Consider the following 22754-nt stretch of genomic DNA (forward strand, 5'->3'; position numbering starts at 1 on the left):
GCGCGAGCACCAGCCGCGGCGTGACGACGGGCGTCGGCGCGACGACGGCGTGGCTGATCGGCCGGTTCACCCCGGGCACGGCGCGCCGCACGAGCACGATGGCCCTGTGCGGCCTGGTCGGCACCCAGCCGGCCCAGACCCTGCGCGGCCGCCGCCGCAGCCCCCTGGTGGTCGGGACGGCGGTCGGGTCCGCCCTCGCGCCGCCGGCGATCGTGCAGACGCCGGGGGTGAGCCGGTTCTTCGGCTGCACCCCGCTCGGCCCGCCGGCCTGGGCCGGCGTCGGCGCGGGAGTCGCGACCGGGGCCCTGACGTCGTCGTTGCCGATCCTGCGCCGGGAGGCGGCGACGTCCACAGTGGACACCGCCGCCGGCCGCCGAGGTCAGGCGCCCTCCACCGACCCCGGCGGCAGGAAGTCGACGTCGTGCAGGGCCGACAGCCGGACCACCTCGGCCGGGTCGCTCAGGTCGTGCAGCCGGTCGAACAGCTGCGCCAGCCGCCCGGCCGGGCTCACCCAGAACAGCGCGCGGGTGAGGGCGTCGCTGCGGTTGTAGTAGGCGTGCGGCACGCCTTTCGGCATCCGCACGGTGTCCCCGGGGCCGGCGGTCGTCCATTCGCCGTCGAGGTAGAGGGTGAAGACGCCGTCCAGGACGTAGATGTGCTCGTCCTGGGTGGGGTGTACGTGCGGCGGCACGCCGGTCCCGGGCGGGTCGAGGGTTTCGAAGGCGAAGCTGGACGCACTGGCGGCCTTCATGGCGTAGGTGTGGCCGAGCACGTTCCACACCTTCCCTGCCCCGGCGGGGGTGATGCCCTTGGGCAGGGGGCCGAGCACGATCTCTTCTCCGGTCATGGCACGTCACCTTCCGGTGTTCCGGTCGCGTTGTCCAGGACCTCGGCGGTGAACCCGGCTTCGGCGGCAAGGCGGACGAGCTCGGCGCCGCGGTCGGCGGGCAGGAGCACGAGCGGGTAGCAGTCGGACTCGATGTCGAGCACGGCGAGGGCGGTTCCCGCGCGGTGCAGGCGGGTTCCGGCCTCCTCGAGGAAGTCGTACGTCGGCAGCTCGTTCCCGGCCGGCGTCCAGCCGTCATCGGCGACCGGCGCCGACCGCAGTCCCCGCAACCGGCCGGTGATCTCCTCCGGCGCTTCCTTCCAGTCGACCTCGGCGAGCAGGCCCTGGTCGGTGAGGGCGTCGACGAGGGCGATCCACGGCAGCAGGTCGAAGGGCTCGTCGATCCCGCGCTCGTCGAGCCGCTCGGCGTGCGCCTGCAGGAAAGCCTCTTGATCGTCATGAGCGGCCGCGGCGAGGGTGGCCACCTCGGGGGCGTCCGGCGCGAGCAGGGCGGCGACCGCGAGAAGCGCGTCACGAGCCGTCATCGATGTCCTCCGTGGGGCCGGCGTCCGACCGGCAGATCATGGCAGATCACCCTGGCGGGGGTAGCTCGTTCAGAGGCTGGTGGTGTGTCCGCAGCCGACGTACGGTCCGCCCGGTGGGGACGATGGCCAGGCTGACGCGGCGGATCGCCGCCGGGTTCGCGCATTCCTGGCACCAGCTCACCGACGTCGGCGAGCGCCACACCGACATGCTGCCCGCACTGGTGGCCGTGTCCGCGCTGATCGCGGTCCCGGTCACCGGTCTCGTCCGCGTCCTGCAGATGGTCACCGTCACGAGCCCGCACTGGGTGACGGCGATCCTCGGGGTGCTGCCCGGCGCGCTGCTGGCGCTGGGCAGCCTGAACGCGGTCTTGTGGGCGTTCGGGAACGTCAAGCAGGCCGCGGCCCGCGCGTACGGCGTCGGCCTGCTCGCCTCGGTGCTCGCTCCCCTGCTGGCGGTCGAGGCGACGGCGGGCGTCGTCACCGTCCTCTGGCGGCACGGCGTGCTGTCCGGGCCGCCGGGCAGTGTCCCGGGTCTGTGGGCGAGTGAGCGGTACTTCGTCTGGCACACGCTGGACGCGATCCCGTTCCTGGAGATCGAGGACACGTTCGGCTGGCCCGAGCCGCACGAGCTGTCCGGCACGGCGGCGGGGTCGATCGTGGTCGCCCTCAAGGTGGTCCTGCTGCTGCCGATGGCCAGGCTGCTAACCTCCGCCTACTGGTGGCTGCGCAACCGGCACAGCAGGTTGCCGGGCGGCGACTCCGGCGACGAAGCGGATCTCACGAGTTCCGCCGCGCTCTGGACCCTGCTGCTCACCTTGCCCGTCTACGCCGGCGTCCTGTTCCTCTGGCCGCCGGAGTCCCCGCTGGCCCGCCTGCTCCGCGACCACGTCCCGAAGTCGGTGGACATCGCCGGGGTCGGCATCCCGCTGGGCTGGGTGACGCCGGCGGTGCAGTGGCTGGTGCTGGTGGTCCTGCTGTTCTCGTGCTGCTTCCTCGGGCTCGCCGCGATCGCGGCGGCGTTCGTGCGGCACGACTCGGCCTGGTGGGCGGCGCTCGCCGTCGTGGGGGTGCTGCTGTGGGCGCACGTCGCGGTGGTCCTGACGGCCTCGACGGTGCTGCTGTCGGTCCGGACCGGCTTCGCCACGGCGGTCCCGTCCTTGCCGCCCGGCGCGCCGCTCACGACGGGCGTCGGTGATCAGCTGTGGGGCTTCGCGAACGCGGTGCCCGGCCTCGACATCACGAAGACGACGCACTGGACGCGGAGGTACGTGTTCACCGGCTGGCCGGTCGGCGTGATCTCGCTGGGCTTCCGGCTGGCCGCGGTCTTCGCGGTGCTCGGCCTGGTCTGGCTCGTCGCCCGCCTGCCCGGCCTCATCCGTCCCCGGACCTAACGGACCAGCGCCGCCAGGGCTTGGCGGAGATCGGCCGGGTGGCGGATCCACACGTCCACCGCGGTGCCGTCCGGGGACGTGAGCGTCAGGCACCCCTGGTTTCCCGGGCCCCACAAGGAAACCACCTCCGTCGTCCACGACCGGTCGAACGTCACCGGCCCCACGCCACGGTCGCGGTCCCCCGGCCGCGGCTCCCAGTGCAGCAAACCGTCCCGGAGGGACAGCCGGCCGAACAGCTCGCCCACCTCGTCGACGCGGCGGGCGTGGCGGCCGGGGGCCTTGGCCCCCAGCAGGAGCGCCACCGGTACCGGCAGCTGGGCGGGCCACGACGGCGCCTCCCCCGCCGCCCGGCGCCGGCGCTCGGTGCGTGCGTCGCGCCACATGACCCACCGGAGCACCACCGCCATCAGCACGAGCACGCCGAGCAGGGCTGCGACCGCCGGGAGCCACCCGGTTTTGAGGCCCAGCAACGCCGTCAGCGTCACCAGGTACCCGACGCCGAGCAGCGTCCGGGTGCGCCTCCGGCCTTCCCGGTCCCGGCCGTATCCGGTCATGCCACGTCCATTCGCGTTGCCTCAGCAGACGATCACCCGCCTGCCGCAAGGAGAATACGGGCGCGGCGGTGAGCGGCGCATTCCCGGAAATCCGGGCACCGTTTCTCAGTGCGCGCGGGCGCGCAGGTGCGCGCGTTCGCCGTGCCGGCCGAACAGGATCAGCAGCTCGACCGGGGTGCCGTCGGCGCTGCCGAGCCAGTGCGGGATCGTCGTGTCGAACTCCGCCGCCTCGCCCGGTGGCAGGACCAGGTCGTGCTCGCCGAGGACCAGCCGCAGCCGCCCGTGGAGCACGTAGAGCCATTCGTGCCCCTCGTGGGTCTGGTGGTCCGGCTCCGGCGGCCGGTCCGCGCTCGGGATGATCATCTTGTAGGCCTGCATGCCGCCGGGCCACCGCGACAGCGGCACGAACGTCATGCCGTACCGGTGGATCGGGGTCAGGTGGATCCGGGGGTCGCCGGTGCGGGGTGCGCCGACGAGGTCGTCGAGCGGGACGTCGTAGGCGCGGGCCAGCGGCAGCAGCAGGTCCAGGCCGGCCCGCCGCTGCCCGCTTTCCAGCCGCGACAGCGTGCTTTCCGAGACGCCGGTGGCGGCCGAGACGTCCGCCAGGGTCAGCCCGCGGTGCCGCCGCAGCGCCCGCAGCCGGGGGCCGACGGCGTGCAGGACGTCCTCGAAGTCGTCGCTCACCCGGCCATCTTGCCGGAACCGCAAGAAAGCGTGCCGGAACCGCCAGGGCCGGGTCAGGGTGGGGCCATGACACCGACCACCGAAGCGTCCCGGTTCTGGGACGGTCACTACACGGCCCACCTCCCCGGCGGCGTGCCGCGGCCCAACGTCCGGCTCGCCGAGGTCGTACCCCCGCTGTCCCCCGGCCGGGCCCTCGACCTCGGGGCGGGTGCCGGCGGGGACGCGCTCTGGCTGGCCCGGCGCGGCTGGCGCGTGACCGCGGCCGACATCTCCGCCGTCGCCCTCGCCCACCTGGACCGCCTCGCCGGGGAACTCGGGCTCGCGGACCGGATCACCACCGAGCGGCACGACCTGGCCGCGACCTTCCCGGCGGGCCCGTTCGACCTCGTTTCGGCGCACTACCTGCACACGTCGTTCCCGTTGCCCCGCAACCGGGTGCTGCGGCGGGCGGCGGAGGCCCTCTCCCCCGGTGGCCGGCTGCTGGTCGTGGAGCACGGCTCGGTCGCGCCGTGGTCGTGGAACCAGGACCCGGCCGCACTCCCCGCACTGGAGGCGCCGCCGCTCGACCCCGCGGAGTGGACCGTCGAGCGCGCCGAGGCCCTGGCCCGCCGCGCCACCGGACCCGGCGGGCGGATCGCCGACGTCGTCGACCACCTGCTGCTCATCCGCCGCACCGCCGGAAGGGACCCCCGATGACCCGCCGACGGCGGGACACCCCGCCCCCGCGCACCGGTCCGGCCGAGAAGGACGTGCTGCGCGGCTTCCTCGACCACCTGCGGGCCGCGATCGTCGCCAAGGCCGAGGAGGTGCCCGAACCGCAGGTCCGGACGCCCGGAGTCCCGTCGGGTACCTCGCTGCTCGGCCTGATCCGGCACCTGGCCCACGTCGAGCGGTTCACCTTCCTCGGCGAGGAGGTCGCCGACTGGCCCGGCACGTTCCGGCCGCGGCCGGACGAGACCGTCGCCTCGGTCGTGGCGGACTACCGCGCCGCGTGCTCGCAGGCGAACGCGGTCATCGACGCCTGCACCGACCTGACCCGGCCGGTGGCCCGCCCGGGCCGCGCGGCGCCGTCGATGCGCTGGGCCCTCGTCCACCTGATCGAGGAGACCGGCCGCCACGCCGGGCACGCCGACATCCTCCGCGAGCTGATCGACGGCAGCACCGGCCGGTGACGTCCATCCTGCTCGCCATTCCGATGTGGACGGTCAGCTGTTCCACATCCGGGCGGTCAGGCGCAGGAACTCACGGCCGTCGCCGACGCTCAGTGCAGCGCAGCGATCCGGGTAGACGTCCAGCACGCGGTCCGCCCCGGTCAGCCGCAACGCGCGGCTCACCAGGGGGTTGCCGCCGGTGACGACGCGGAGCCGGGCGTTCTGGGCGGCGGCGTGGTCGGTCACCGCGCTCAGCACGCGGACGCCCGCCGCCCCCAGGAAGTGCAGCTGCGCCAAGTCCAGCACGATCACCCGCGGTTCCGGGCTGCTCGCCAGCGCCGCGGCGACCGCCCCGACGACGACCAGCACCGTGCCGGCGTCGAGCTCGCCGGACAAGGTCAGGAGCACCGGCTCGCCGTGCGAGCACGAAATCCGCAACCGCCCCGCCGGGGACCCGAAGGACGCCACGCGAAAACACTCCATCCACCACGAAACCGGCACGAACAGGCGTTGCGGCTCCTGCACGACCCGCTCGCGCGTCAGGTTAATAACCGTCTCCGGCTGATCACAAGGTGTGACCACCCGAGTCGACCCGATCGTGTTTCACCAGGAGAAGACGGGGGAAGCCACGCGGGGCGATCTGCTCTCAAGGAGGTTGTCATGGCGGCAACACCCGATCCGGCGTCCGCCGGGGTGCGCACGCTCATCCCGGCCCGCATCGACCGGTTGCCCTGGTCCCCGTTCCACACCCGGATGGTGGTCGCCCTCGGGGTGGCCTGGATCCTCGACGGCCTCGAGATCACGGTCGCCAGCGCGGTCGCCGACACGCTGACCAAGCCCGAGACGCTGCACATGTCGTCGGCCGCCGTCGGGCTGCTGGCGACGATCTACCTGGCCGGCGAAGTGGTCGGGGCGCTGTTCTTCGGCAGTCTTTCGGACAAGCTCGGCCGGCGGAACCTGTTCATGCTGACGCTGGCCGTCTACCTCGTCGGCAGCGGCCTGACCGCGCTGACCCTGGGCAACGGCGCGGGCTGGGTCGTCTTCCTGTACGCCACCCGGTTCATCGCCGGCATGGGCATCGGCGGCGAATACGCGGCCATCAACTCGGCGATCGACGAGCTGATCCCCGCCCGCTACCGGGGCCGGGTGGACATCGCCGTCAACGGCACCTACTGGGCCGGCGCCGTGCTGGGCACGATCGGCACCTACATCCTGCTCAACCGGATGGACCTGTCGCTGGGCTGGCGGCTGGGCTTCCTCATCGGGCCGGTGCTCGGCCTGGTGATCCTGCTGGTGCGGCGGCACCTGCCGGAGAGTCCGCGGTGGCAGATCATGCACGGCAAGGCCGACGCGGCCGAGCAGTCGATCAAGCAGATCGAGGACGAGGTCGAGCACGGCGGCCGCAGCCTGCCGCCGGTCGACGAGACGAAGGCGATCGAGGTGACGCCGGCCGAGCGGATCGGGTACGTCGCGCTGGCCAGGGTGCTGTTCCGCGAATACCCGTCGCGGGCGGTGCTGGGTGCGTCGCTGATGATCAGCCAGTCGTTCCTCTACAACGCGATCTTCTTCACCTACACGCTGGTGCTCGGCAAGTTCTACGGCGTCTCGTCCGAGGCGACGCCGATCTACCTGATCGCGTTCGCGGTGGGCAACCTGGTCGGCCCGTTCACGATCGGCCACCTGTTCGACACCCTCGGGCGGCGCAAGATGATCTCCGGGACGTACGTCGTTTCGGGCGTGCTGCTGGCGATCACCGCGGTGCTGTTCTACGCGGGCGCGCTCAACGCGATCACCCAGACGATCGCGTGGTGCGTCATCTTCTTCTTCGCCTCCGCGGGCGCGAGCGCGGGCTACCTGACGGTGAGCGAGATCTTCCCCCTGGAGGTCCGGGCCAAGGCGATCGCGGTGTTCTTCGCCATCGCGCAGTGCTTCGGCGCGCTGGGCCCGGTGATCTACGGCGCGCTGATCGGCACGGGTGAGCACCCGGTCCGCCTGTTCATCGGCTACCTGCTGGGCGCGGCGGTGATGATCGCGGGCGGCCTGATCGCCCGGTTCCTGGCCGTGGACGCCGAAGGCAAGTCCCTGGAGGACATCGCCCAGCCGCTGGCGGCCGCGGGACGCCGGGGCCGCACGCGCGCGGAAGGGGCGTCATCGCCCTTCTCGACCTGACGGGACGCACCGGCCCGGACGTCGCCGGCAGGCGCCCGGGACCCGACCGGTTTAGGCTCGGCAGGGCCCGGGTAGTCGCCCCAGCGGGAACGTCGCGGTCGGGAGGTGGGCGTGGGACCACGGAAGTGGCTGGAATCCTGGCCGGTCTACCGCCAGCTGACCGGTCCCGACCCGCTCGGCCGGGGCAAGGCCGCCGAGTCCCCGCACTCCGAAGCCCTCGCCTCGCGCACGACGAGCGCCGACCGGGTCGCCAAGTCCGTCTGCCCGTATTGCGCCGTCGGGTGCGGGCAGGAGGTCTTCGTCAAGGACGGGAAAGTCGTCCAGATCGAGGGCGACCCGCACAGCCCGATCTCCCGCGGCCGGCTCTGCCCCAAGGGCTCGGCCAGCAAGCAGCTGGTCACCGGTCCGCAGCGGGAACAGAAGGTCCGCTACCGCGCGCCCTACACCACCGAGTGGACCGAGCTCGACCTCGGGACGGCCATGGAGATGGTCGCCGACCGCGTGCTCGACGCCCGCCGCAAAGGCTGGCAGGACACCGACGAGGACGGGAAGCCGCTGCGCCGCACCATGGGCCTCGCCAGCCTCGGCGGGGCCACCCTCGACAACGAAGAGAACTACCTGATCAAGAAGCTCTTCACCGCCCTCGGCGCGATCCAGATCGAGAACCAGGCCCGGATTTGACACTCCGCCACGGTTCCCGGTCTGGGGACTTCCTTCGGTCGCGGTGGCGCGACGGACTACCAGCAGGACCTGCAGAACTCCGACTGCGTCGTGATCATGGGCTCGAACATGGCCGAGGCGCACCCGGTGGGGTTCCAGTGGGTGCTGGAGGCGAAGGCCCGCGGGGCCGAGGTGTTCCACATCGACCCGCGCTTCACCCGCACGAGCGCGCTGGCCGACGCCCATGTCCCGCTGCGGGCCGGCACCGACATCGCGTTCCTCGGCGGGGTGATCAACCACATCCTGAGCAACGACCTGGACTTCCGCGAGTACGTGGTCGCCTACACCAACGCCTCGTTCCTGGTGTCCGAGGACTACCGCGACACCGAGGACCTCGACGGCCTGTTCAGCGGCTACGACGAGGCCAAGGCCGCCTACGACCCGGCGACCTGGCACTACGAGAGCGTCCGGCCGAAGGAGACCTCGCACGGCAAGGAGACGTCGGCGTCCGACCAGCACGGCTCGGGCGGCCCGGTGCTCGAAGGCGGCAGCGACGAGATCGCCGCCGATCCGACGCTGCAGCACCCGCGTTGCGTGTTCCAGATCCTCAAGCGCCACTTCGCCCGCTACACCCCGGAGATGGTCGAGACCACCTGCGGGACGCCGAAGGAGCTCTTCCAGCGGGTGTGTGACGCCTGGGCGCGCAACTCCGGCCGCGAACGCACCGCCGCGCTCGTCTACAGCGTCGGCTGGACGCAGCACAGCGTCGGCGCCCAGTACATCCGGGCCGGCTCGATCATCCAGCTGCTGCTCGGCAACATCGGCCGTCCCGGCGGCGGGGTGTTCGCGTTGCGCGGGCACGCCAGCATCCAGGGCTCGACCGACATCCCGACGCTGTTCAACCTGCTGCCGGGCTACCTGCCGATGCCGACCCCCGAGCAGGCCACGTTGAACGACTACCTCGACAGCGTCCGCGGCGACAAGCAGAAGGGCTTCTGGCGCAACGCCGACGCCTACACCGTGTCGCTGCTCAAGGAGTATTGGGGCGAAAAAGCCGATCCGGACAACGACTTCTGCTACGGCTACCTGCCGCGGATCAACGGCGACCACGGCACCTACCGCACGGTCATGGACATGGTCGACGGCAAGGTGTCCGGCTACTTCCTGCTCGGGCAGAACCCCGCGGTCGGGTCCGCGCACGGGCGCCTGCAGCGGCTCGGCATGGCCAACCTCGACTGGGTCGTCGTCCGGGACCTGACGATGATCGAGAGCGCCACCTTCTGGAAGGACGCGCCGGAGATCGAGACCGGCGAGATCGTGCCGGAGCAGTGCCGCACCGAGGTGTTCTTCTTCCCGGCCGCCTCGCACGTCGAGAAGGAAGGGACGTTCACCCAGACCCAGCGCATGGTGCAGTGGCGGGAAAAGGCCGTCGAACCGGCCGAGGACCAGCGCTCGGAGCTGTGGTTCTTCTACCACCTCGGCCGGCTGGTCCGGGAGCGGCTGGCGGGCTCGGAAGACGAGCGGGACCGGCCGGTGCTCGACCTCGCCTGGGACTACGAAGTCCACGGCGACGAGCCGTCGGCCGAGGACGTGCTCCGCCGGATCAGCGGCCAGGACCTGACCACCGGCGAGCAGGTCGGCGGCTACCTCGAGCTCAAGGCCGACGGCAGCACCTCCTGCGGCTGCTGGATCTACAGCGGCGTCTACGCCGACGGCGTCAACCAGGCCGCCCGCCGCAAGTCCCGCTTCGAGCAGGACCTGTACGCGCGGGAATGGGGCTGGGTGTGGCCGCTGAACCGGCGGGTGCTCTACAACCGCGCGTCCGCCGATCCGCAGGGCCGGCCGTGGAGCGAGCGCAAGGCCCTGGTGTGGTGGGACGCCGAGCGCGGCGAGTGGACCGGCCACGACGTCCCCGACTTCGAGAAGACCAAGCCGCCGGACCACGTCCCGCCGCCGGACGCCGTGGGGCCGGCCGCCCTGCGCGGCGACGACCCGTTCGTCATGCAGTCGGACGGCAAGGCGTGGCTGTTCGCGCCGTCGGGGCTGGCCGACGGCCCGCTGCCGACGCACTACGAGCCGCACGAATCGCCGTTCCGGAACCTCTTCTACACCCAGCAGGGGAACCCGGCGCGGAAGGTCTACGGCCGCCGGGACAACCCGTCGCACCCGTCGCCGCCCGAGGCCGGGGGCGAGGTGTTCCCGTTCGTGTTCACCGCCGCGCGGCTGACCGAGCACCACACCGCGGGCGGGATGAGCCGGACGCTGCCGTACCTGGCGGAGCTGCAGCCGGACCTGTTCGTCGAGGTCTCCCCCGAGCTCGCGAAGCTGCGCGGGCTCGCGCACCTGGGCTGGGCGCACGTCGTCACGGCGCGGGCGGCGGTCGAGGCGCGGGTGTTCGTGACCGACCGGATGGCGCCGCTGCGGGTGCAGGACCGGGTCGTGCACCAGGTGTGGATGCCCTACCACTGGGGCAGCTCGGGGCTGGTGTCCCGCGACGTCGTCAACGACCTGTTCGGCGTGGTGGTGGACCCGAACGTGTTCATCCAGGAGAGCAAGGTCGCCACCTGCGACGTCCGGCCCGGGCGGCGGCCGCGCGGCGCCGAACTGCTCGCGTTGCTGGCGGAGTACCGCGCGCGGGCGGGCATCACGCCGGAGACGGGTACCCGGGTGGCGACCGCGCACGGCACCGAGCACGTCGAACCCGGCCACCCGACGGAGGACCGACCATGACGACCGAGAACCGGCTCTCCGGGCCGCTGCCGGACGTGGCCGGCGAGGCCGGGCACACCGGGCACCCGCCGCGCGTCGGGTTCTTCACCGACACGTCGGTGTGCATCGGCTGCAAGGCCTGCGAAGTCGCCTGCAAGGAGTGGAACAACGTCCCCGAGGACGGGCTCGACCTGCTCGGGATGTCGTTCGACAACACCGGCGCCCTCGGCGCGAACTCCTGGCGGCACGTGGCCTTCATCGAGCAGCAGCGCCCGCTCGGCGCGCAGTCGCCGGGCCTCGAGGGGCTGCCGACCGGGCCGTCGGCGATCGACGTGACGACCGCGTTCGTCGCCGGCGAGCTGCGCGACGCCCCGCTCGGCACCGCTCCCGCCCCGCGGGCGCCGGAGGACCTCGGGATGCCGTCGTTCGACCTGCCGGGCGCGCGGACCGGCACCGAGGGCCGGACGGACTTCCGCTGGCTGATGGCCTCGGACGTCTGCAAGCACTGCACGCACGCGGGCTGCCTCGACGTCTGCCCGACGGGCGCGCTGTTCCGCACCGAGTTCGGCACGGTGGTGGTGCAGCAGGACATCTGCAACGGCTGCGGGTACTGCGTTTCGGGCTGCCCGTACGGCGTGATCGACCGCCGCCCGGACGACGGCCGCGCCCAGAAGTGCACACTCTGCTACGACCGCCTGCACGACGGCCTCGAGCCGGCCTGCGCCAAGGCCTGCCCGACCGACTCGATCCAGTTCGGCGAGCTCGACGAGCTGCGCGAGCGGGCCGCCCGCCGGGTCTCGGACCTGCACGCGCGGGGCGTGCCGGAAGCCCGCCTGTACGGCCACGACCCGGAGGACGGCGTCGGCGGCGCCGGCGCGTTCTTCCTGCTGCTGGACGAACCGGAGGTCTACGGACTCCCACCGGACCCGGTGGTGCCGACCCGCGAGCTGCCCGCGATGTGGAAGTACGCGGGGGTGGCGGCCTCGGCCCTGCTGGCTGCGGCGGTGGCGTCGTTCGGTCCGTTCGGAAGGCGGCGCCGGTGACCCCACGCGAACCCCGCAGCGACGCCGGAGCCGCGGACACCCGCGCGCGCATGTTCGGCGGCCACCGCCGCAAACGGGGCGGCTCCGGTGAAGAACTCATGGTCCCCCGCGCCGAATTTCAGTCTTACTACGGGCGGCCCGTCCTCAAACCGCCCGTGTGGGAGTGGAAAGTTCCCGCCTACCTGTTCACCGGCGGGCTCGCCGCGGGCACCTCGCTGCTCGCCGCCGGCGCGGACCTGACCGGGCGGCCCGCTCTGCGCCGGGTGGGCCGGACCGGATCTTTGGGCGCCCTGGTGGCCAGCGTCTCCCTGCTGGTCGCCGACCTCGGGCGGCCGGCTCGCTTCCACCACATGCTGCGGGTCGCGAAACCGACGTCGCCGATGAGCGTCGGGACCTGGGTCCTGAGCGCGTTCGGGCCCGGCATGGGCGTGGCCGCGGCCGCCGAAGTGGTGCCCTGGCGGCTGGTGGCCGCCGTGGCGCGGCCGGCCGGGCTCGTTTCGGCCGGGTTCGCTCCGGCCGTCGCCTCCTACACGGCGGTCCTGCTGTCCCAGACGGCCGTCCCGGCCTGGCACGAGGCCCACGCGGAACTGCCCTTCGTCTTCACCGGCTCGGCGGCGGCGAGTTCCGGCGGCTTCGCGATGGCACTGGTGCCCGTCGAGGAGGCGGGCCCGGCGCGGGCGCTGGCGGCCATCGGCGCGGCGACCGAGCTGGTCGCCTCGAAGGTGCTGGAGAAGCGGCTCGGCCTCACCGCGGAGGCGTACACGACCGGCAAGGCCCACCGGCTGCGCAAGTGGTCGGAGCGCCTGACGGCGGCCGGGCTGCTCGGGGCGCTGGCCGGGCACCGCAGCCGCGCGGTCTCCGTGGCGGCCGGGGCGGCGCTGTTCGCCGGGAGCGCCCTGCAGCGCTTCGGGGTGTTCGAAGCGGGCGTGGCGTCCACAAAGGACCCTAAGTACGTCGTCGTGCCGCAGCGGCAGCGCGTGCGACCGCGGTGACCACCGCGATCCCCGCCGCGGCGATCCCCGCGTAGCCGAACGTCCAGCCGAGCCCCGCGGCGTCGGCGATCGGCTGGGCGAGCAGCGGCGAGGCGAACTGGCCGAGGAACAACGCCGAGGTCAGCAGCCCGAGCGCCTTGGTGCGCGCGCCCGGCTCGACCGAGGCCACCACCCAGCCGTTGACCGTGGGGTTGAGCAGGCCGATCCCGAACCCGACGACGACCATGCCGAGCGCGGCGACGCCGAGGGAGCCGGCCGAGCCGAGCAGGGCCAGCCCGGCCGCGAACGCCGCGAACACCGCGATCGCCAGCGCCGGGAAGTCCCAGCGCGCCCGCAGCCGCCGGAAGTTCAGGCCCACCACGGTCATCACCAGGTTGACCGCGGCGATGAGCGCGCCGGCCACGGCCGGGCCCGCGCCGCCGACGTGGTCCAGCCAGAACGGCGCCTGCGTCGGCACGGTGTAGAAGACCACGATCCCGAGGAACATCAACGCATAGAGGCCGAACAGCCGCGGCTGCCACGGCGATCCGGCCGGGGTGTCTCCCCCCGTCTGGTGCCCTTCCGCTTCGGGGACGTACCGGAGCACGAGGACGACCAGCGGCACCGCGAGCAGGTAGACGGCGAACGGGCCGCGCCAGCTCGCCGCGGCCAGCAGGCCGCCCAGCAGCAGGGCGACGACGCCGCCGAAGCCCATCGCCGCGCCCTGCAGCCCCAGCACCCGGCCGTGCTCGCCGGCGGAGTGGTGGTCGGCGAGCAGGGCGGTCGAGGTGGTCATCACGCCGGCGATCCCGACGCCGAGCAGGGCACGCCCGGCGAGCAGCCAGGGCAGGGAGTCCAGAACCAGGCCGGAGCCGCCGCCGACGATGTAGAGCAGCAGGCACCCGGCGAGCACCGGGACGCGCCCGGTCCGGCCGCTGAGCCGCGCGAGCAGCGGCGCGGCGATCATGATGGCCAGCCCGGGCAGGGTGAGCACCAGGCGCACCAGCAGCTGGGCGTGCGGCTCGGCGGCGAAGTGCCGTTCCATGCCGGGCAGCGCGGGGGTGATGGTGGCGCTGGCCATGATGGTCATGGTGCTGACGCCGAGCAGCGTCATGAGCACCGCTTTCGGCGGCCGCCGCACGTCGGCGAGTGTCGTCCCGGTCATGGTGGCGACGCTAGGACCTCGACTTCGGTCGAGGTCAAGCGGAAGCGGGCGCGCTCCCCCGCAACCGGGGCAGCACCGCGAGCCAGTCCGACGCCGCCTCGACGCTCCTGTGGATCGGCAGCAGCCGCTCGAGGCCCAGCACCCGGATCGGCCGCAGCACCGCCCGCGCCTCGGTCGCGATCGCGAACGGCACACCGCTCACGTGCGCCTCCGAAGCCGCGACCAGCAGCTCGGTGATCCCTCCCGTGCCGCAGAACGAAACTTCCGACAGGTCCAGCACGAGCGCCCGCGGCGCCAGGTCGATCTCCTCGCCCAGCCGGGTGCGCAGCCGGCTCAGCACCGGCAGGTCGATCTCGCCGCGGACCGCGACGGTCGTCGCCTCCGCCGTGGCCGTCACCCGCAAGGTCATCGCGGCCGGGACGTCGACGCGGAATTGCGGAGCGGCGATCTGGTCGAGCACAGGGCCTCCCACGGACGGGGACGGACGCGCAGGGGGGCGGCTGCCGGCTGAACCGCGTTGCCCCACACCGTACGCCGTCGCGGCCGGGACTTCCGCGTCGGCGCCGAATCCGTCGAAGGGGGACGCCGGCTCCCGAATTCCGGGAATGCGCCGCGGGTGATCCGGATAACGGTTCGGAGCTCCAGTCGGTCCCGAACCCCCACCGAACGCCTTTCTTCTGCTAAAAAGTGCATCGTTTCGTCGACCGGCGCAGGGGTGTGGGTGGCTTTCGAGGAACAGCTCGTCAACGGGCGGTACCGGCTCCTGGGCCACCTCGGCCGCGGCGCGATGAGCCTGGTGTGGCGGGCCAAGGACGAGCGCCTGGACCGCGTCGTGGCCGTCAAGCAGTTCCTGCACGAGCCGGGCGCGGGCGGCGACGTCTGCGAACGCGCGCTCCGGGAGGCGCGGCTGGCGTCCCGGCTGCGGCACCCGCACGCCGTCGCGGTGTTCGACGTCTTCGAGGACGCCGGCTCGATGTACCTGGTCATGGAGTACGTGCCCGCGCGTTCGCTGACCGAGCTGCTCGTCGCGCGCGGGCCGCTGCCCCGGTGCGACGTGCTGCGGCTCGGGCGCCAGGTCGGCGCCGCGCTGGCCGCGGCGCACGGCGACTGGATCCTGCACCGGGACGTCACGCCGAACAACGTGCTCGTCTCCGACGACGGCACCGCCCGGATCACCGACTTCGGCGTCTCGCGCGCGCTCGGCGAGCACCCGGCCGCCGACGAGGGTGTCGTCGTCGGCACGCTCCCCTACCTGGCTCCGGAAGTCGCCCGCGGCGGCGAAGCGGGCCTGCCGTCCGACGTCTACTCGCTCGGCGCCACGCTCTACACGGCGCTGGAGGGCACGCCGCCGTTCGGCACCAGCGACGATCCGATCACCCTGCTCCGGCGGATCACCGAAAACCAGCTCACCCCGCCGGTCCACGGCGGCCCGCTGACCGCCGTGCTGATGCGGATGCTCGAACGCGATCCCGCCGCCCGGCCGTCGATGCAGGAAGCGGTCGACCTGCTGGCCGCGGTCGGCAAGCCGGGCCCGGACGCCGCACCCCGCCGCTCCCGGTTCCGCCGCGTCGCCGTGACCGGGGCCGCCGCGTGCCTGACGTCGGTCAGCGTGGCCGCCGGCCTCGCCCTCGCCGACCGGCCCGCGACCACCACGGCGGCCCCCATCGAGCACCCGCCGGCGACGATCACCACCTCCCGCACCGTCAGCAGCACCACCACGGCACCCGCGCCGGCGTCGGCTCGCGTGTCCGACGGACCGGCGCTGCGCTCCACCCCGCCCGCGCCGCTCGGCGCCACCGCCGGGTGCACCGCGCGCTACGAGATCACGAACTCCTGGCCGGGTGGTTCCCAGGCGCAGGTGACCGTGCACAACGACCGGCCGGGACGGCTCACCGGCTGGACGGTGACCTGGGTGCAGCCCGGCGGGGCCGGCATCCGGGACCTCTGGAACGGCACCCTGACCCAGGTCGGCTCGGCGGTGACCGTCACCGACGCGGGCTGGAACGCCCTCGTCGAGCCGGACGGTTCGGCTTCGTTCGGGCTCAACCAGGACGTCACGTCCGGCCACCCGGCCGTCCCGGTCCTCGACTGCCGGCCGAACTGAGAACGTTATCGTTCCGTCACAACCGGATCGCCGATTCTTCCGTAGCGGCCTGTTTCATTTCCGGCATCCGGAACGAATACGTCGAACGCAATTTCGTACCCCCACCCAGGTGAGTGAATTGCTCCGACGAGCCGAACTGCGCCGGGGAACGGGCCGTGTTCCCTCTCGACGGAGACGACAGAGGGGAGCGTGCCCGTGCACGACGGGGCAGTGATCGCCGGCCGGTACCGCGTGCTCGGCCGGGCGGGTCACGGCGCGATGGGGGCCGTGTGGCGGGCGAAGGACGAGCGGCTCGACCGCCTGGTCGCGATCAAGCAGCTGTTCCCCGACTCCCCCGCCGACCCGGCGGCGGCCGAGCGCACGCGCGACCGGACGATCCGCGAAGCCCGGGTCACCGCCCGGCTGCGCCACCCGCACGCCGTCGTCGTGTACGACGTCGTCGAGCAGGGAACCGCGGCCTACATCGCCATGGAGTACCTGCCGGCCCGGACGCTGACCGAACTGCTGGAGGAACACGGCCCGCTGGTGCCGGAGTACGTGGCCGAACTGGGCGCCCAGCTCGCCTCGGCACTGGCCGCCGCGCACGCGGAAGGCGTGGTGCACCGCGACATCAGCCCCAACAACGTCCTGGTCACCACCGACGGCTCGGCGAAGATCACCGACTTCGGGGTGGCCCACGCGCGCGGGGAGGGCACCGCGACCGGCCGCGGGCTGGTCGTCGGCACGCCCGCCTACCTCGCCCCGGAGGTCGCCGACGGCGAGGAACCCGGCTTCCCGTCCGACGTCTACTCGCTCGGCGCGACCCTCTACACCGCACTCGAAGGGCGGCCGCCGTTCGGCACCGACGCAAACCAGCTGGCCCTGCTCAAGCGGGTCGGCGCCGGCGCCGTCACCCCACCCGCCACCAGCGGCCCGGTCACCGACGCCGTCCTCCGGCTGCTCGCCCGGGATCCGGCCGCCCGGCCCGCGATGGCCGGGGCGGTCCGGCTGCTGACCCGCGCCACCGCGCCCGGCGTGCCCCCGGTGGTCGTCCCGGCGGACCAGCCGCCCGACCCGCCCCGGCGCCGCCGGTCGCGGCTGGCCTTCGCGGGGACGGCGCTGGCACTGACGGCGGCCGCGGTCGTGGCCGCGACGTCGATCCCGCCCGGCCGGGAGCCCGCGAGCGCGGCGGCCCAGCTGGCGTCGGCACCGTCCACGACGCCGCCGACGAACTCGGTCACGTCCCGGACCACCGGCCCGCCCGGCTGCGCCGCCCGCTACGAGGTGGTGGAATCGTGGAACGGCGGCTTCAAGGGGCTGGTGACCGTGCGCAACAGCGGGCGGGCCGAGGTCACCGGGTGGACGGTGAGCTGGCCGACCCCGGCCGGGACGCGCATCGACGACCTGTGGAACGGCAGGCTGGTGCGGACCGGTGCCACCTCCGCGATCGTGAACGCCGAGTGGAATGCCCGGCTGAAGCCCGGCGAATCGACCACCTTCGGCTTCATCGCCCTGACCCGCGGCGGCCACCGTGGCCTGCCGGTGACCGACTGCCGTCCCGGGGAATGAATCGTTTCCGATCATCCGACGATGGTGTCTTGACCAGCGTCGTTGACCGGCATTATGGTCGTCATCCACCCCACCTGTTAGCGCTAACTTCCGGCCGGACAACGGATCGGACAATGGGTCTCGAGAAAGTCCTCACGAAGATGACGAATTTCCGCGACGCGGCGGACGAAGCGCCCGGCGGCGGCCGCGGCGCGGTCACGATCACCGACGTCGCGAACGCGGCCGGCGTGTCCGCGAGCACGGTGTCCTACGTGATCACCGGGAAGCGGACGATCTCCCCGGCGACCCGGCGCCGGGTCGAGGAAACCATCCGCGCCCTCGGCTACCGGCGCCGCGGCGGCTCGCCGTCGCCCCGCGCCGGGATCCTCGCGGTGGCCGTGCCGCCGCTCGGCGATCGGCAGCTGGGCCTGGAGATGGAGTTCTTCTCCGCGGCCGCGGGCGCGGCCCGCGAACTCGGCTTCGACCTGCTCCTGGTCACCGACGACGAAGGCACGTCCGGCCTGCACCGGGTGACGTCGGCCGCGCTGGCCGACGCGGTGATCGTGCTGGACGCCGGCGACGACGACCCGCGCGTGCCGGTCCTGCTGGCCTCCGGCCGCCCCGCGGTGCTGGTCGGCGCGCCGGGGCAGCACCGCGGGCTGGCGTCGGTGACGCTCGACTTCGCCCCGGCCGCCCGGGCCTGCCTGGCGCACCTCGCCGACCTGGGCCACCGCTCGGTCGCCCACCTCGGCCCGTCGGCGACCTCGCCCGGCCACCGGCTCCGGTACCTGAAGGGCTTCGAGGAGACCTTCGGCGCGGCCGCCGGAGAGCGTGGCGTGAAAGCGATTTCCCCACCGTGCGCGTCGGCTGCCCCGGACATTGCCCGCTGCTTGGACGAGCTGCTCGTCGAAGGTGGCCCGACCGCGCTGGTCGTGCACGACGAAGCCGCCCTTCCGCTGGTGCTGGGCACCCTGCGGCACCGCGGGCGGCAGGTTCCGGTGGACATTTCGGTCGTCGCGATCTGTTCGGACACCGTGGCGGGCCAGCAGCGGATCCGGCCCACCGCGGTCGTCGTCCCGGCGGCCGAGCTGGGGGTGCTGTCGGTCCGGCAGGCGGTGCGCCAGCTCGACGGCGAACCGGCCGAGCCCGGCACCGTGGCGCCCGCGCTGGCCATCGGGGAAAGCACCGCGGCGGCCCCCGCCGTCCGGCACGGGGCGACGCTGTCCGGCGGGTGAGAATTCCCGGGCAATCGGCGTCCGAACCGAACCCGTCTTCCGTTGCGGCCGTATTTCCTCGTAGAGGGGTCGTCGACGTCGACAGGGGAGCACGGTGGCAGCGAAAAAGGGCGCATTGGCCGGGCGATACCGGCTGCTGGAACCGACCGGCGGGCGGGCGTGGCGGGCCAAAGACGAATTGCTGGACCGATTCGTCGTCGTCGATCGGCTGCCGCCGGGTTGCCCGTTCGACGCGGCCCATTCCGACCGCGTCCGGGCGAAGGCGATCCGCGACGCGCGGGTGGCCGTCCGGTTGCACCACCCCCACGTCGTGGTGGTGCACGACGTCTTCGAACACGACCTGACGCCGTACGTGGTGACCGAGGACCTGGCGGCCGGCACCCTGGCCGAGCTGGTCGAGCAGCGCGGCGGCGTCCCGCCGGACCGCGTGGCGGCGCTCGGCGCCCAGCTGGCGTCGGCACTGGCGGCCGCGCACGCCGACGGCATCCTCCACCGCGGGTTCGGCCCGGACAAGGTCCTGGTCACCGCGGACGGCACGGCCAAGATCGCGGGTTTCGGGCTGGGCACCGGCGGCTTCCCCGCCCCGGAGCTGGCCCGCGGGGCGAGCCCGGGGTGTCCCGCGGACGTCTATTCCCTGGGCGCCACACTGTACTTCGCGCTCGAAGGGCGGGTGCCGGGCACGGCCGTCCCACCGCGGGCGCGCGGGCCGGTGCTCGACGCCGTGCTGGACCTCGTGCGCCCGGCACCGGCGGCCCGCCCGTCGATGGCCGAGGCCGAGCGGATCCTCACCGATCTGGCGGTTTCCCGTCCCCTGGCGGCGATCCCGGCCCGGGCCGCGCGGTCCCGCAGCCGGGTTCTGGTGGCGGGCACGGTGTTCGCGCTCGCCCTCGGCACGGCGGTGACGACCCACGCGGCCCTCCGCCGCCTCACGGCCCCCTGAGGGCCGCAGGCGCCGTCGGCCGCGTCAACCGAACCACTTCCGATTCCTCAGACCGGATCCGCCGTTCGACCGTACCGCCGAAGAAACGCGAGTGAATTCGTCGATTTCACAGCGACCGCGATTCTGCCGCGCTTCCGCACGATTCCCGCACCACGAGCGTCGGCCACAACTGCAGCCGGTGCACGGGCCGCTCGGTCGTGTCCGCGAGCCGGGCCAGGGCGAGCTCGGCGGCCACCGCGCCGAGCCGGTGCTTCTGCGGGCACACCGCGGTCAGCGGCGGGTCGGCCGCCGCGGCCACCTCGTCGTCGTAGGAGACCACCGCCAGTTCGCCCGGCACCGCGATGCCGCCGTCACGGGCGCGCTGGATCAAGCCGATCGCCTCGCGGTCGGCGTGCACCAGCAGGGCGCCGACGCCGGCGCGGCGGCAGCGGTCCAACAGCGTGTCGTACTCCCCCGCCCACCCCGGCGAGCCGTAGACCGGGACGTCGAGGTCCAGCGCCGCGCCGGCGTCCAGGCCCAGGGAGGCGACCGCCTCCCGCCAGCCGGCCCGCAGCGCCCGGCTCGTCGGGCTGGACCGGGACGTCACCAGCCCGACCGCCCGGTGGCCGAGGGACACCAGGTGCCGGACGGCCAGTCCGGCCCCCAGCCCGTGCGCCGTGGTCGCCGCGTCCAGGGCCAGCGTGGGCAGCTCCGGCGGCGGCAGGCGTTCGACGAGCACGACCGGGACGCTCAGCGAACCCAGCCACCGCAGCAGGTCCAGCGCCCCGCGGCCGCTGGTGGCCGGCGCGGCCAGCAGCGTCTGCACCCCGCGTTCGAGGAGCGTGGTGATCTGCCGGCGGTCCTCCGCCGGGTCGTAACCGGACGCGCGCAGGACCAGCCGCCCACCGGCCGCGGCCACCGTGGACTGCGCGCCCTGGATCACCGGCGGCCAGTAGTACTCGACCGACGGGGCGACCATGCCGACCAGCGCGCCGGGCGCGGACGGGCCGAACGGTGACGCGGCGCGCCCGGGCTCCGGGTGGCCGCCGCGGGGCCGGGTCAGGGTGACGCCGCCGTGCACCCGGGTCAGCAGGCCGCGGTCCGCCAGCTCGGTGACGTCCCGCCGCACGGTGACCGCGGTGACGCCCAGCCGCGCCACCAGCTCGGTGAGCCGGACCGCGCCGTGTTCGCGCACCAGGGAAAGGATCAGCTGATGCCGTTCGGAGGCCAGCATCATCGGACCTGCTCCAGCCGGACCCGCGCCGGGCCTTCGCGCACCAGCAGCGTGAGCCGCGTGAGGTACGCGCCCCAGGAGGCCCGCAACAGCGGGTCGTCCAGCGCCCGCCGCTCGAGTTCCGCCGTGGTGGCCAGGGGATCCCAGCTCAGCCGCAGCACCCGCCGGCCGCCGAGGGACACGAACGCCTCGCCCTCGCCCAGCTCGACGTCCCCGGCGAGGACGTGCCGCAGCCGCACCGGCCGGACGCTGTCGTCGTCCTCCACCAGGACGTGCGCGGGGGTGTCCCGGACCAGCCGCACCGAACGGATCCACCGCGCCACCCCCGGGTAGGCCCCGGCGAGGTCCGCGGACAGCACGGCTTCGGACGCGGTGAGCGCGACCCGGACGTCCCGCGCCCCGAAGGCTGCCCCGGGTTCCTGCGTCACTCCCGGCTCGGGGACGTTGTGCCACTCGCTGCGCAACGGCCAGGCCCGGTACCGGTCCGGCCCGAAGCTGGCCGCGGTGTAGGTCGGCTGGCCCACGTCGGCCACCACCGGGACGCCCTCGACGGCCACCCAGTAGGACCCGACGTCGAGGTGGTTGTGCCGCTCGCCGTTGTGCCCGGCCTTGACCGCCACGGTCAGCCCGCGCGCCGAGCCCGCCGTCTCCCGGGCCACGAGCACCTGCACCCGCGGCAGCCACTGGTCGCGGGCCGGCCAGGTCCCGGCCGGATCCCCGGCCCACGCCGTGCGCCAATCCGGGTCGGCCAGGGCGGAGAGGGCCCGGCCGAGCCCGGTTTGCGGCCACACCGGCCGCCCGCTCGCGCGGGCCTGGCTCACCGCGTGCGCCCGGACGTCGTCGTCGCCGAGCCGCTCGCCCCACCGGTGCAGCACGTGCCACGGCTGGGCCAGGGGCAGGCGGGCCGGGGCGTCCCCGGCGTTGACGTACGCGTCGCCGCCCAGGTGCATCCGGTGCGGGAAGCGGATCAGCGGCGCCGGCACGGGGAGTTCCCGCGCGTCGACGCCGGTGGCCGCGGCCAGCAGGTCGAGGCACTCCAGCAGGCGGCAGGCGCCGTGCCACCAGTAGGCGACGCCTTCGTCGATGCCGCCGTCGTCGGGCAACACGGCGAGGTAGTCGTCGAGGCCTTCGACGACCAGCCGCACGAGCCGCTGTCGCCGCTCGTCGTCGTCGACGAGCAGGAGCGCGGCGGTGAGGACGGCGCTGTGGATCCACGGGTTCCAGTTGTGCGCGTCGCCGTCGAGGCCGAGCCAGTGCCAGTCGCGGACGCGCTCGAACGGCGTCAGGACGCGGTGTTCGACTTCGCGCCGCAGGCGACGGCGCAGCCCCGGCGCCCGGACGTCGAAGCGGGGCCCCAGCACGTGATCGGCCCAGGCGACCAGGGAGGCGGCTTCCGCGGCGCCCAGGTCGAGGAACGGCTCGTCGGGATCGGCCAGCACCTCCCCGCGGGCGGCCGTGTGCCGGTCGTGCGGCGCCCAGCACCAAGTCGTGGTCTCGGCCAGCGCGACCAGGCCGTCGATCACACTGTCCACAAGGGACACTTCGTCGGTCAGCACCGTGGCCAGGACCAGCGTGGTCACGCGTTCGCGCAGCTCGCGGGCAGCGTCCTCGTAGTCGGTCCGGACGCCGTCGCGGAACGTCCGGGCCCACGCCGTGGCCGTCAGGACCGGTGCCGGCCGGGCGAGCAGAACGCGGGCGTCGGCGAGCAGCGCGGCGCCGTCGGCCGCGTCCCAGACCGCGCGGTCCCGCACGTCCGGGAAGGCGGGCCGGGCCACCGGACGACCGTCGAAAAGAGCGCTCAGAACCACGTCGTTCCTTCGCTTCTGATCGTTTGTGATCGTTTTTGACCTGAATTGTTGACTCGCAC

20 protein-coding genes and 1 pseudogene are annotated in these 22754 nt (G+C 73.6%); 12 read left to right on the forward strand and 9 right to left on the reverse strand.

Annotation, left to right across the window (positions count from 1 at the left end; genetic code table 11):
• Window positions 1–20: 20 nt before the first annotated feature.
• Window positions 21–224 (forward strand): annotated as a pseudogene (locus ACWEVN_RS01835) (hypothetical protein); the annotation flags it as partial.
• A 155-nt stretch (window positions 225–379) separates the two neighbouring features.
• On the opposite strand, the gene ACWEVN_RS01840 reads toward ACWEVN_RS01835, so the two are convergent.
• Window positions 380–847 carry a cupin domain-containing protein gene (locus tag ACWEVN_RS01840; protein ID WP_452049857.1) on the reverse strand — a complete coding sequence of 156 codons (468 nt, stop codon included), beginning with the start codon at window positions 845–847 and terminating at the stop codon, window positions 380–382.
• Complete coding sequence (locus tag ACWEVN_RS01845; protein WP_452049858.1) at window positions 844–1371, reverse strand: DUF6630 family protein; 528 nt, start codon at window positions 1369–1371, stop codon at window positions 844–846. Before ACWEVN_RS01845 ends, ACWEVN_RS01840 begins: the two co-directional genes overlap by 4 nt.
• A gap of 122 nt (window positions 1372–1493) precedes the next feature.
• On the opposite strand from ACWEVN_RS01845, the gene ACWEVN_RS01850 reads away from it, so the two are divergent.
• A complete protein-coding gene (locus ACWEVN_RS01850; protein WP_452049859.1) occupies window positions 1494–2762 on the forward strand; it encodes a hypothetical protein in 1269 nt (422 codons plus the stop codon).
• Here ACWEVN_RS01850 and ACWEVN_RS01855 read toward each other — a convergent pair.
• Complete coding sequence (locus ACWEVN_RS01855; protein ID WP_452049860.1) at window positions 2759–3316, reverse strand: hypothetical protein; 558 nt, start codon at window positions 3314–3316, stop codon at window positions 2759–2761. The genes ACWEVN_RS01850 and ACWEVN_RS01855 overlap by 4 nt on opposite strands.
• A gap of 105 nt (window positions 3317–3421) precedes the next feature.
• The gene (locus tag ACWEVN_RS01860; protein ID WP_452049861.1) at window positions 3422–4000 is read right to left on the reverse strand and encodes a helix-turn-helix domain-containing protein; all 579 of its coding nucleotides are present in this window, start codon (window positions 3998–4000) and stop codon (window positions 3422–3424) included.
• A 66-nt stretch (window positions 4001–4066) separates the two neighbouring features.
• Here ACWEVN_RS01860 and ACWEVN_RS01865 point away from each other — a divergent pair, with 66 nt between their 5' ends.
• Both ACWEVN_RS01865 and ACWEVN_RS01870 read left to right on the forward strand, forming a co-directional pair.
• Window positions 4067–4696, forward strand: coding sequence for an SAM-dependent methyltransferase (locus tag ACWEVN_RS01865; RefSeq protein ID WP_452049862.1), 630 nt, complete (start codon window positions 4067–4069; stop codon window positions 4694–4696).
• Window positions 4693–5172, forward strand: coding sequence for a DinB family protein (locus tag ACWEVN_RS01870; RefSeq protein WP_452049863.1), 480 nt, complete (start codon window positions 4693–4695; stop codon window positions 5170–5172). Before ACWEVN_RS01865 ends, ACWEVN_RS01870 begins: the two co-directional genes overlap by 4 nt.
• 33 nt (window positions 5173–5205) lie before the next feature.
• Here ACWEVN_RS01870 and ACWEVN_RS01875 read toward each other — a convergent pair whose 3' ends face one another.
• Window positions 5206–5619 carry an STAS domain-containing protein gene (locus ACWEVN_RS01875; protein WP_452049864.1) on the reverse strand — a complete coding sequence of 138 codons (414 nt, stop codon included), beginning with the start codon at window positions 5617–5619 and terminating at the stop codon, window positions 5206–5208.
• 192 nt (window positions 5620–5811) lie between these two features.
• Between ACWEVN_RS01875 and ACWEVN_RS01880 the strand changes: the two genes are divergently transcribed.
• The 4 genes from ACWEVN_RS01880 (at window position 5812) to nrfD (ending at window position 12724) form a co-directional block, all read left to right on the forward strand.
• Window positions 5812–7320, forward strand: a complete 1509-nt coding sequence (locus ACWEVN_RS01880) for an MFS transporter (RefSeq protein ID WP_452049865.1) — start codon at window positions 5812–5814, stop codon at window positions 7318–7320.
• A 111-nt stretch (window positions 7321–7431) separates the two neighbouring features.
• The gene (fdh, locus tag ACWEVN_RS01885; protein ID WP_452049866.1) at window positions 7432–10710 is read left to right on the forward strand and encodes a formate dehydrogenase; all 3279 of its coding nucleotides are present in this window, start codon (window positions 7432–7434) and stop codon (window positions 10708–10710) included.
• Entirely contained in the window at window positions 10707–11732 is a 1026-nt protein-coding gene (locus ACWEVN_RS01890) for a 4Fe-4S dicluster domain-containing protein (RefSeq protein ID WP_452049867.1), read from the forward strand. Before fdh ends, ACWEVN_RS01890 begins: the two co-directional genes overlap by 4 nt.
• Window positions 11729–12724: an NrfD/PsrC family molybdoenzyme membrane anchor subunit gene (nrfD, locus tag ACWEVN_RS01895; RefSeq protein ID WP_452049868.1), complete on the forward strand. Its 996-nt coding sequence runs from the start codon at window positions 11729–11731 to the stop codon at window positions 12722–12724. The genes ACWEVN_RS01890 and nrfD overlap by 4 nt, the downstream gene beginning before the upstream one ends.
• Here nrfD and ACWEVN_RS01900 read toward each other — a convergent pair.
• Window positions 12678–13868: an MFS transporter gene (locus ACWEVN_RS01900; RefSeq protein WP_452049869.1), complete on the reverse strand. Its 1191-nt coding sequence runs from the start codon at window positions 13866–13868 to the stop codon at window positions 12678–12680. The genes nrfD and ACWEVN_RS01900 overlap by 47 nt on opposite strands.
• Before the next feature lie 34 nt (window positions 13869–13902).
• Window positions 13903–14328, reverse strand: a complete 426-nt coding sequence (locus ACWEVN_RS01905; protein ID WP_452049870.1) for an STAS domain-containing protein — start codon at window positions 14326–14328, stop codon at window positions 13903–13905.
• Between the two features lie 261 nt (window positions 14329–14589).
• Here ACWEVN_RS01905 and ACWEVN_RS01910 point away from each other — a divergent pair, with 261 nt between their 5' ends.
• The 4 genes from ACWEVN_RS01910 (at window position 14590) to ACWEVN_RS01925 (ending at window position 19674) form a co-directional block, all read left to right on the forward strand.
• On the forward strand, window positions 14590–15972 hold the full coding sequence (locus ACWEVN_RS01910) for a protein kinase domain-containing protein (RefSeq protein ID WP_452049871.1): 1383 nt from the start codon (window positions 14590–14592) through the stop codon (window positions 15970–15972).
• A gap of 195 nt (window positions 15973–16167) precedes the next feature.
• Window positions 16168–17520: a serine/threonine-protein kinase gene (locus tag ACWEVN_RS01915; protein WP_452049872.1), complete on the forward strand. Its 1353-nt coding sequence runs from the start codon at window positions 16168–16170 to the stop codon at window positions 17518–17520.
• Between the two features lie 113 nt (window positions 17521–17633).
• On the forward strand, window positions 17634–18734 hold the full coding sequence (locus ACWEVN_RS01920) for a LacI family DNA-binding transcriptional regulator (RefSeq protein ID WP_452049873.1): 1101 nt from the start codon (window positions 17634–17636) through the stop codon (window positions 18732–18734).
• A gap of 94 nt (window positions 18735–18828) precedes the next feature.
• Window positions 18829–19674, forward strand: coding sequence for a protein kinase domain-containing protein (locus ACWEVN_RS01925; RefSeq protein WP_452049874.1), 846 nt, complete (start codon window positions 18829–18831; stop codon window positions 19672–19674).
• 106 nt (window positions 19675–19780) lie between these two features.
• On the opposite strand, the gene ACWEVN_RS01930 is transcribed toward ACWEVN_RS01925, so the two are convergent.
• A complete protein-coding gene (locus tag ACWEVN_RS01930; RefSeq protein ID WP_452049875.1) occupies window positions 19781–20890 on the reverse strand; it encodes a substrate-binding domain-containing protein in 1110 nt (369 codons plus the stop codon).
• Complete coding sequence (locus ACWEVN_RS01935; RefSeq protein WP_452049876.1) at window positions 20887–22662, reverse strand: heparinase; 1776 nt, start codon at window positions 22660–22662, stop codon at window positions 20887–20889. The genes ACWEVN_RS01930 and ACWEVN_RS01935 overlap by 4 nt, the downstream gene beginning before the upstream one ends.
• Window positions 22663–22754: the final 92 nt, after the last annotated feature.

The organism is Amycolatopsis sp. NPDC003861 (assembly GCF_053605405.1).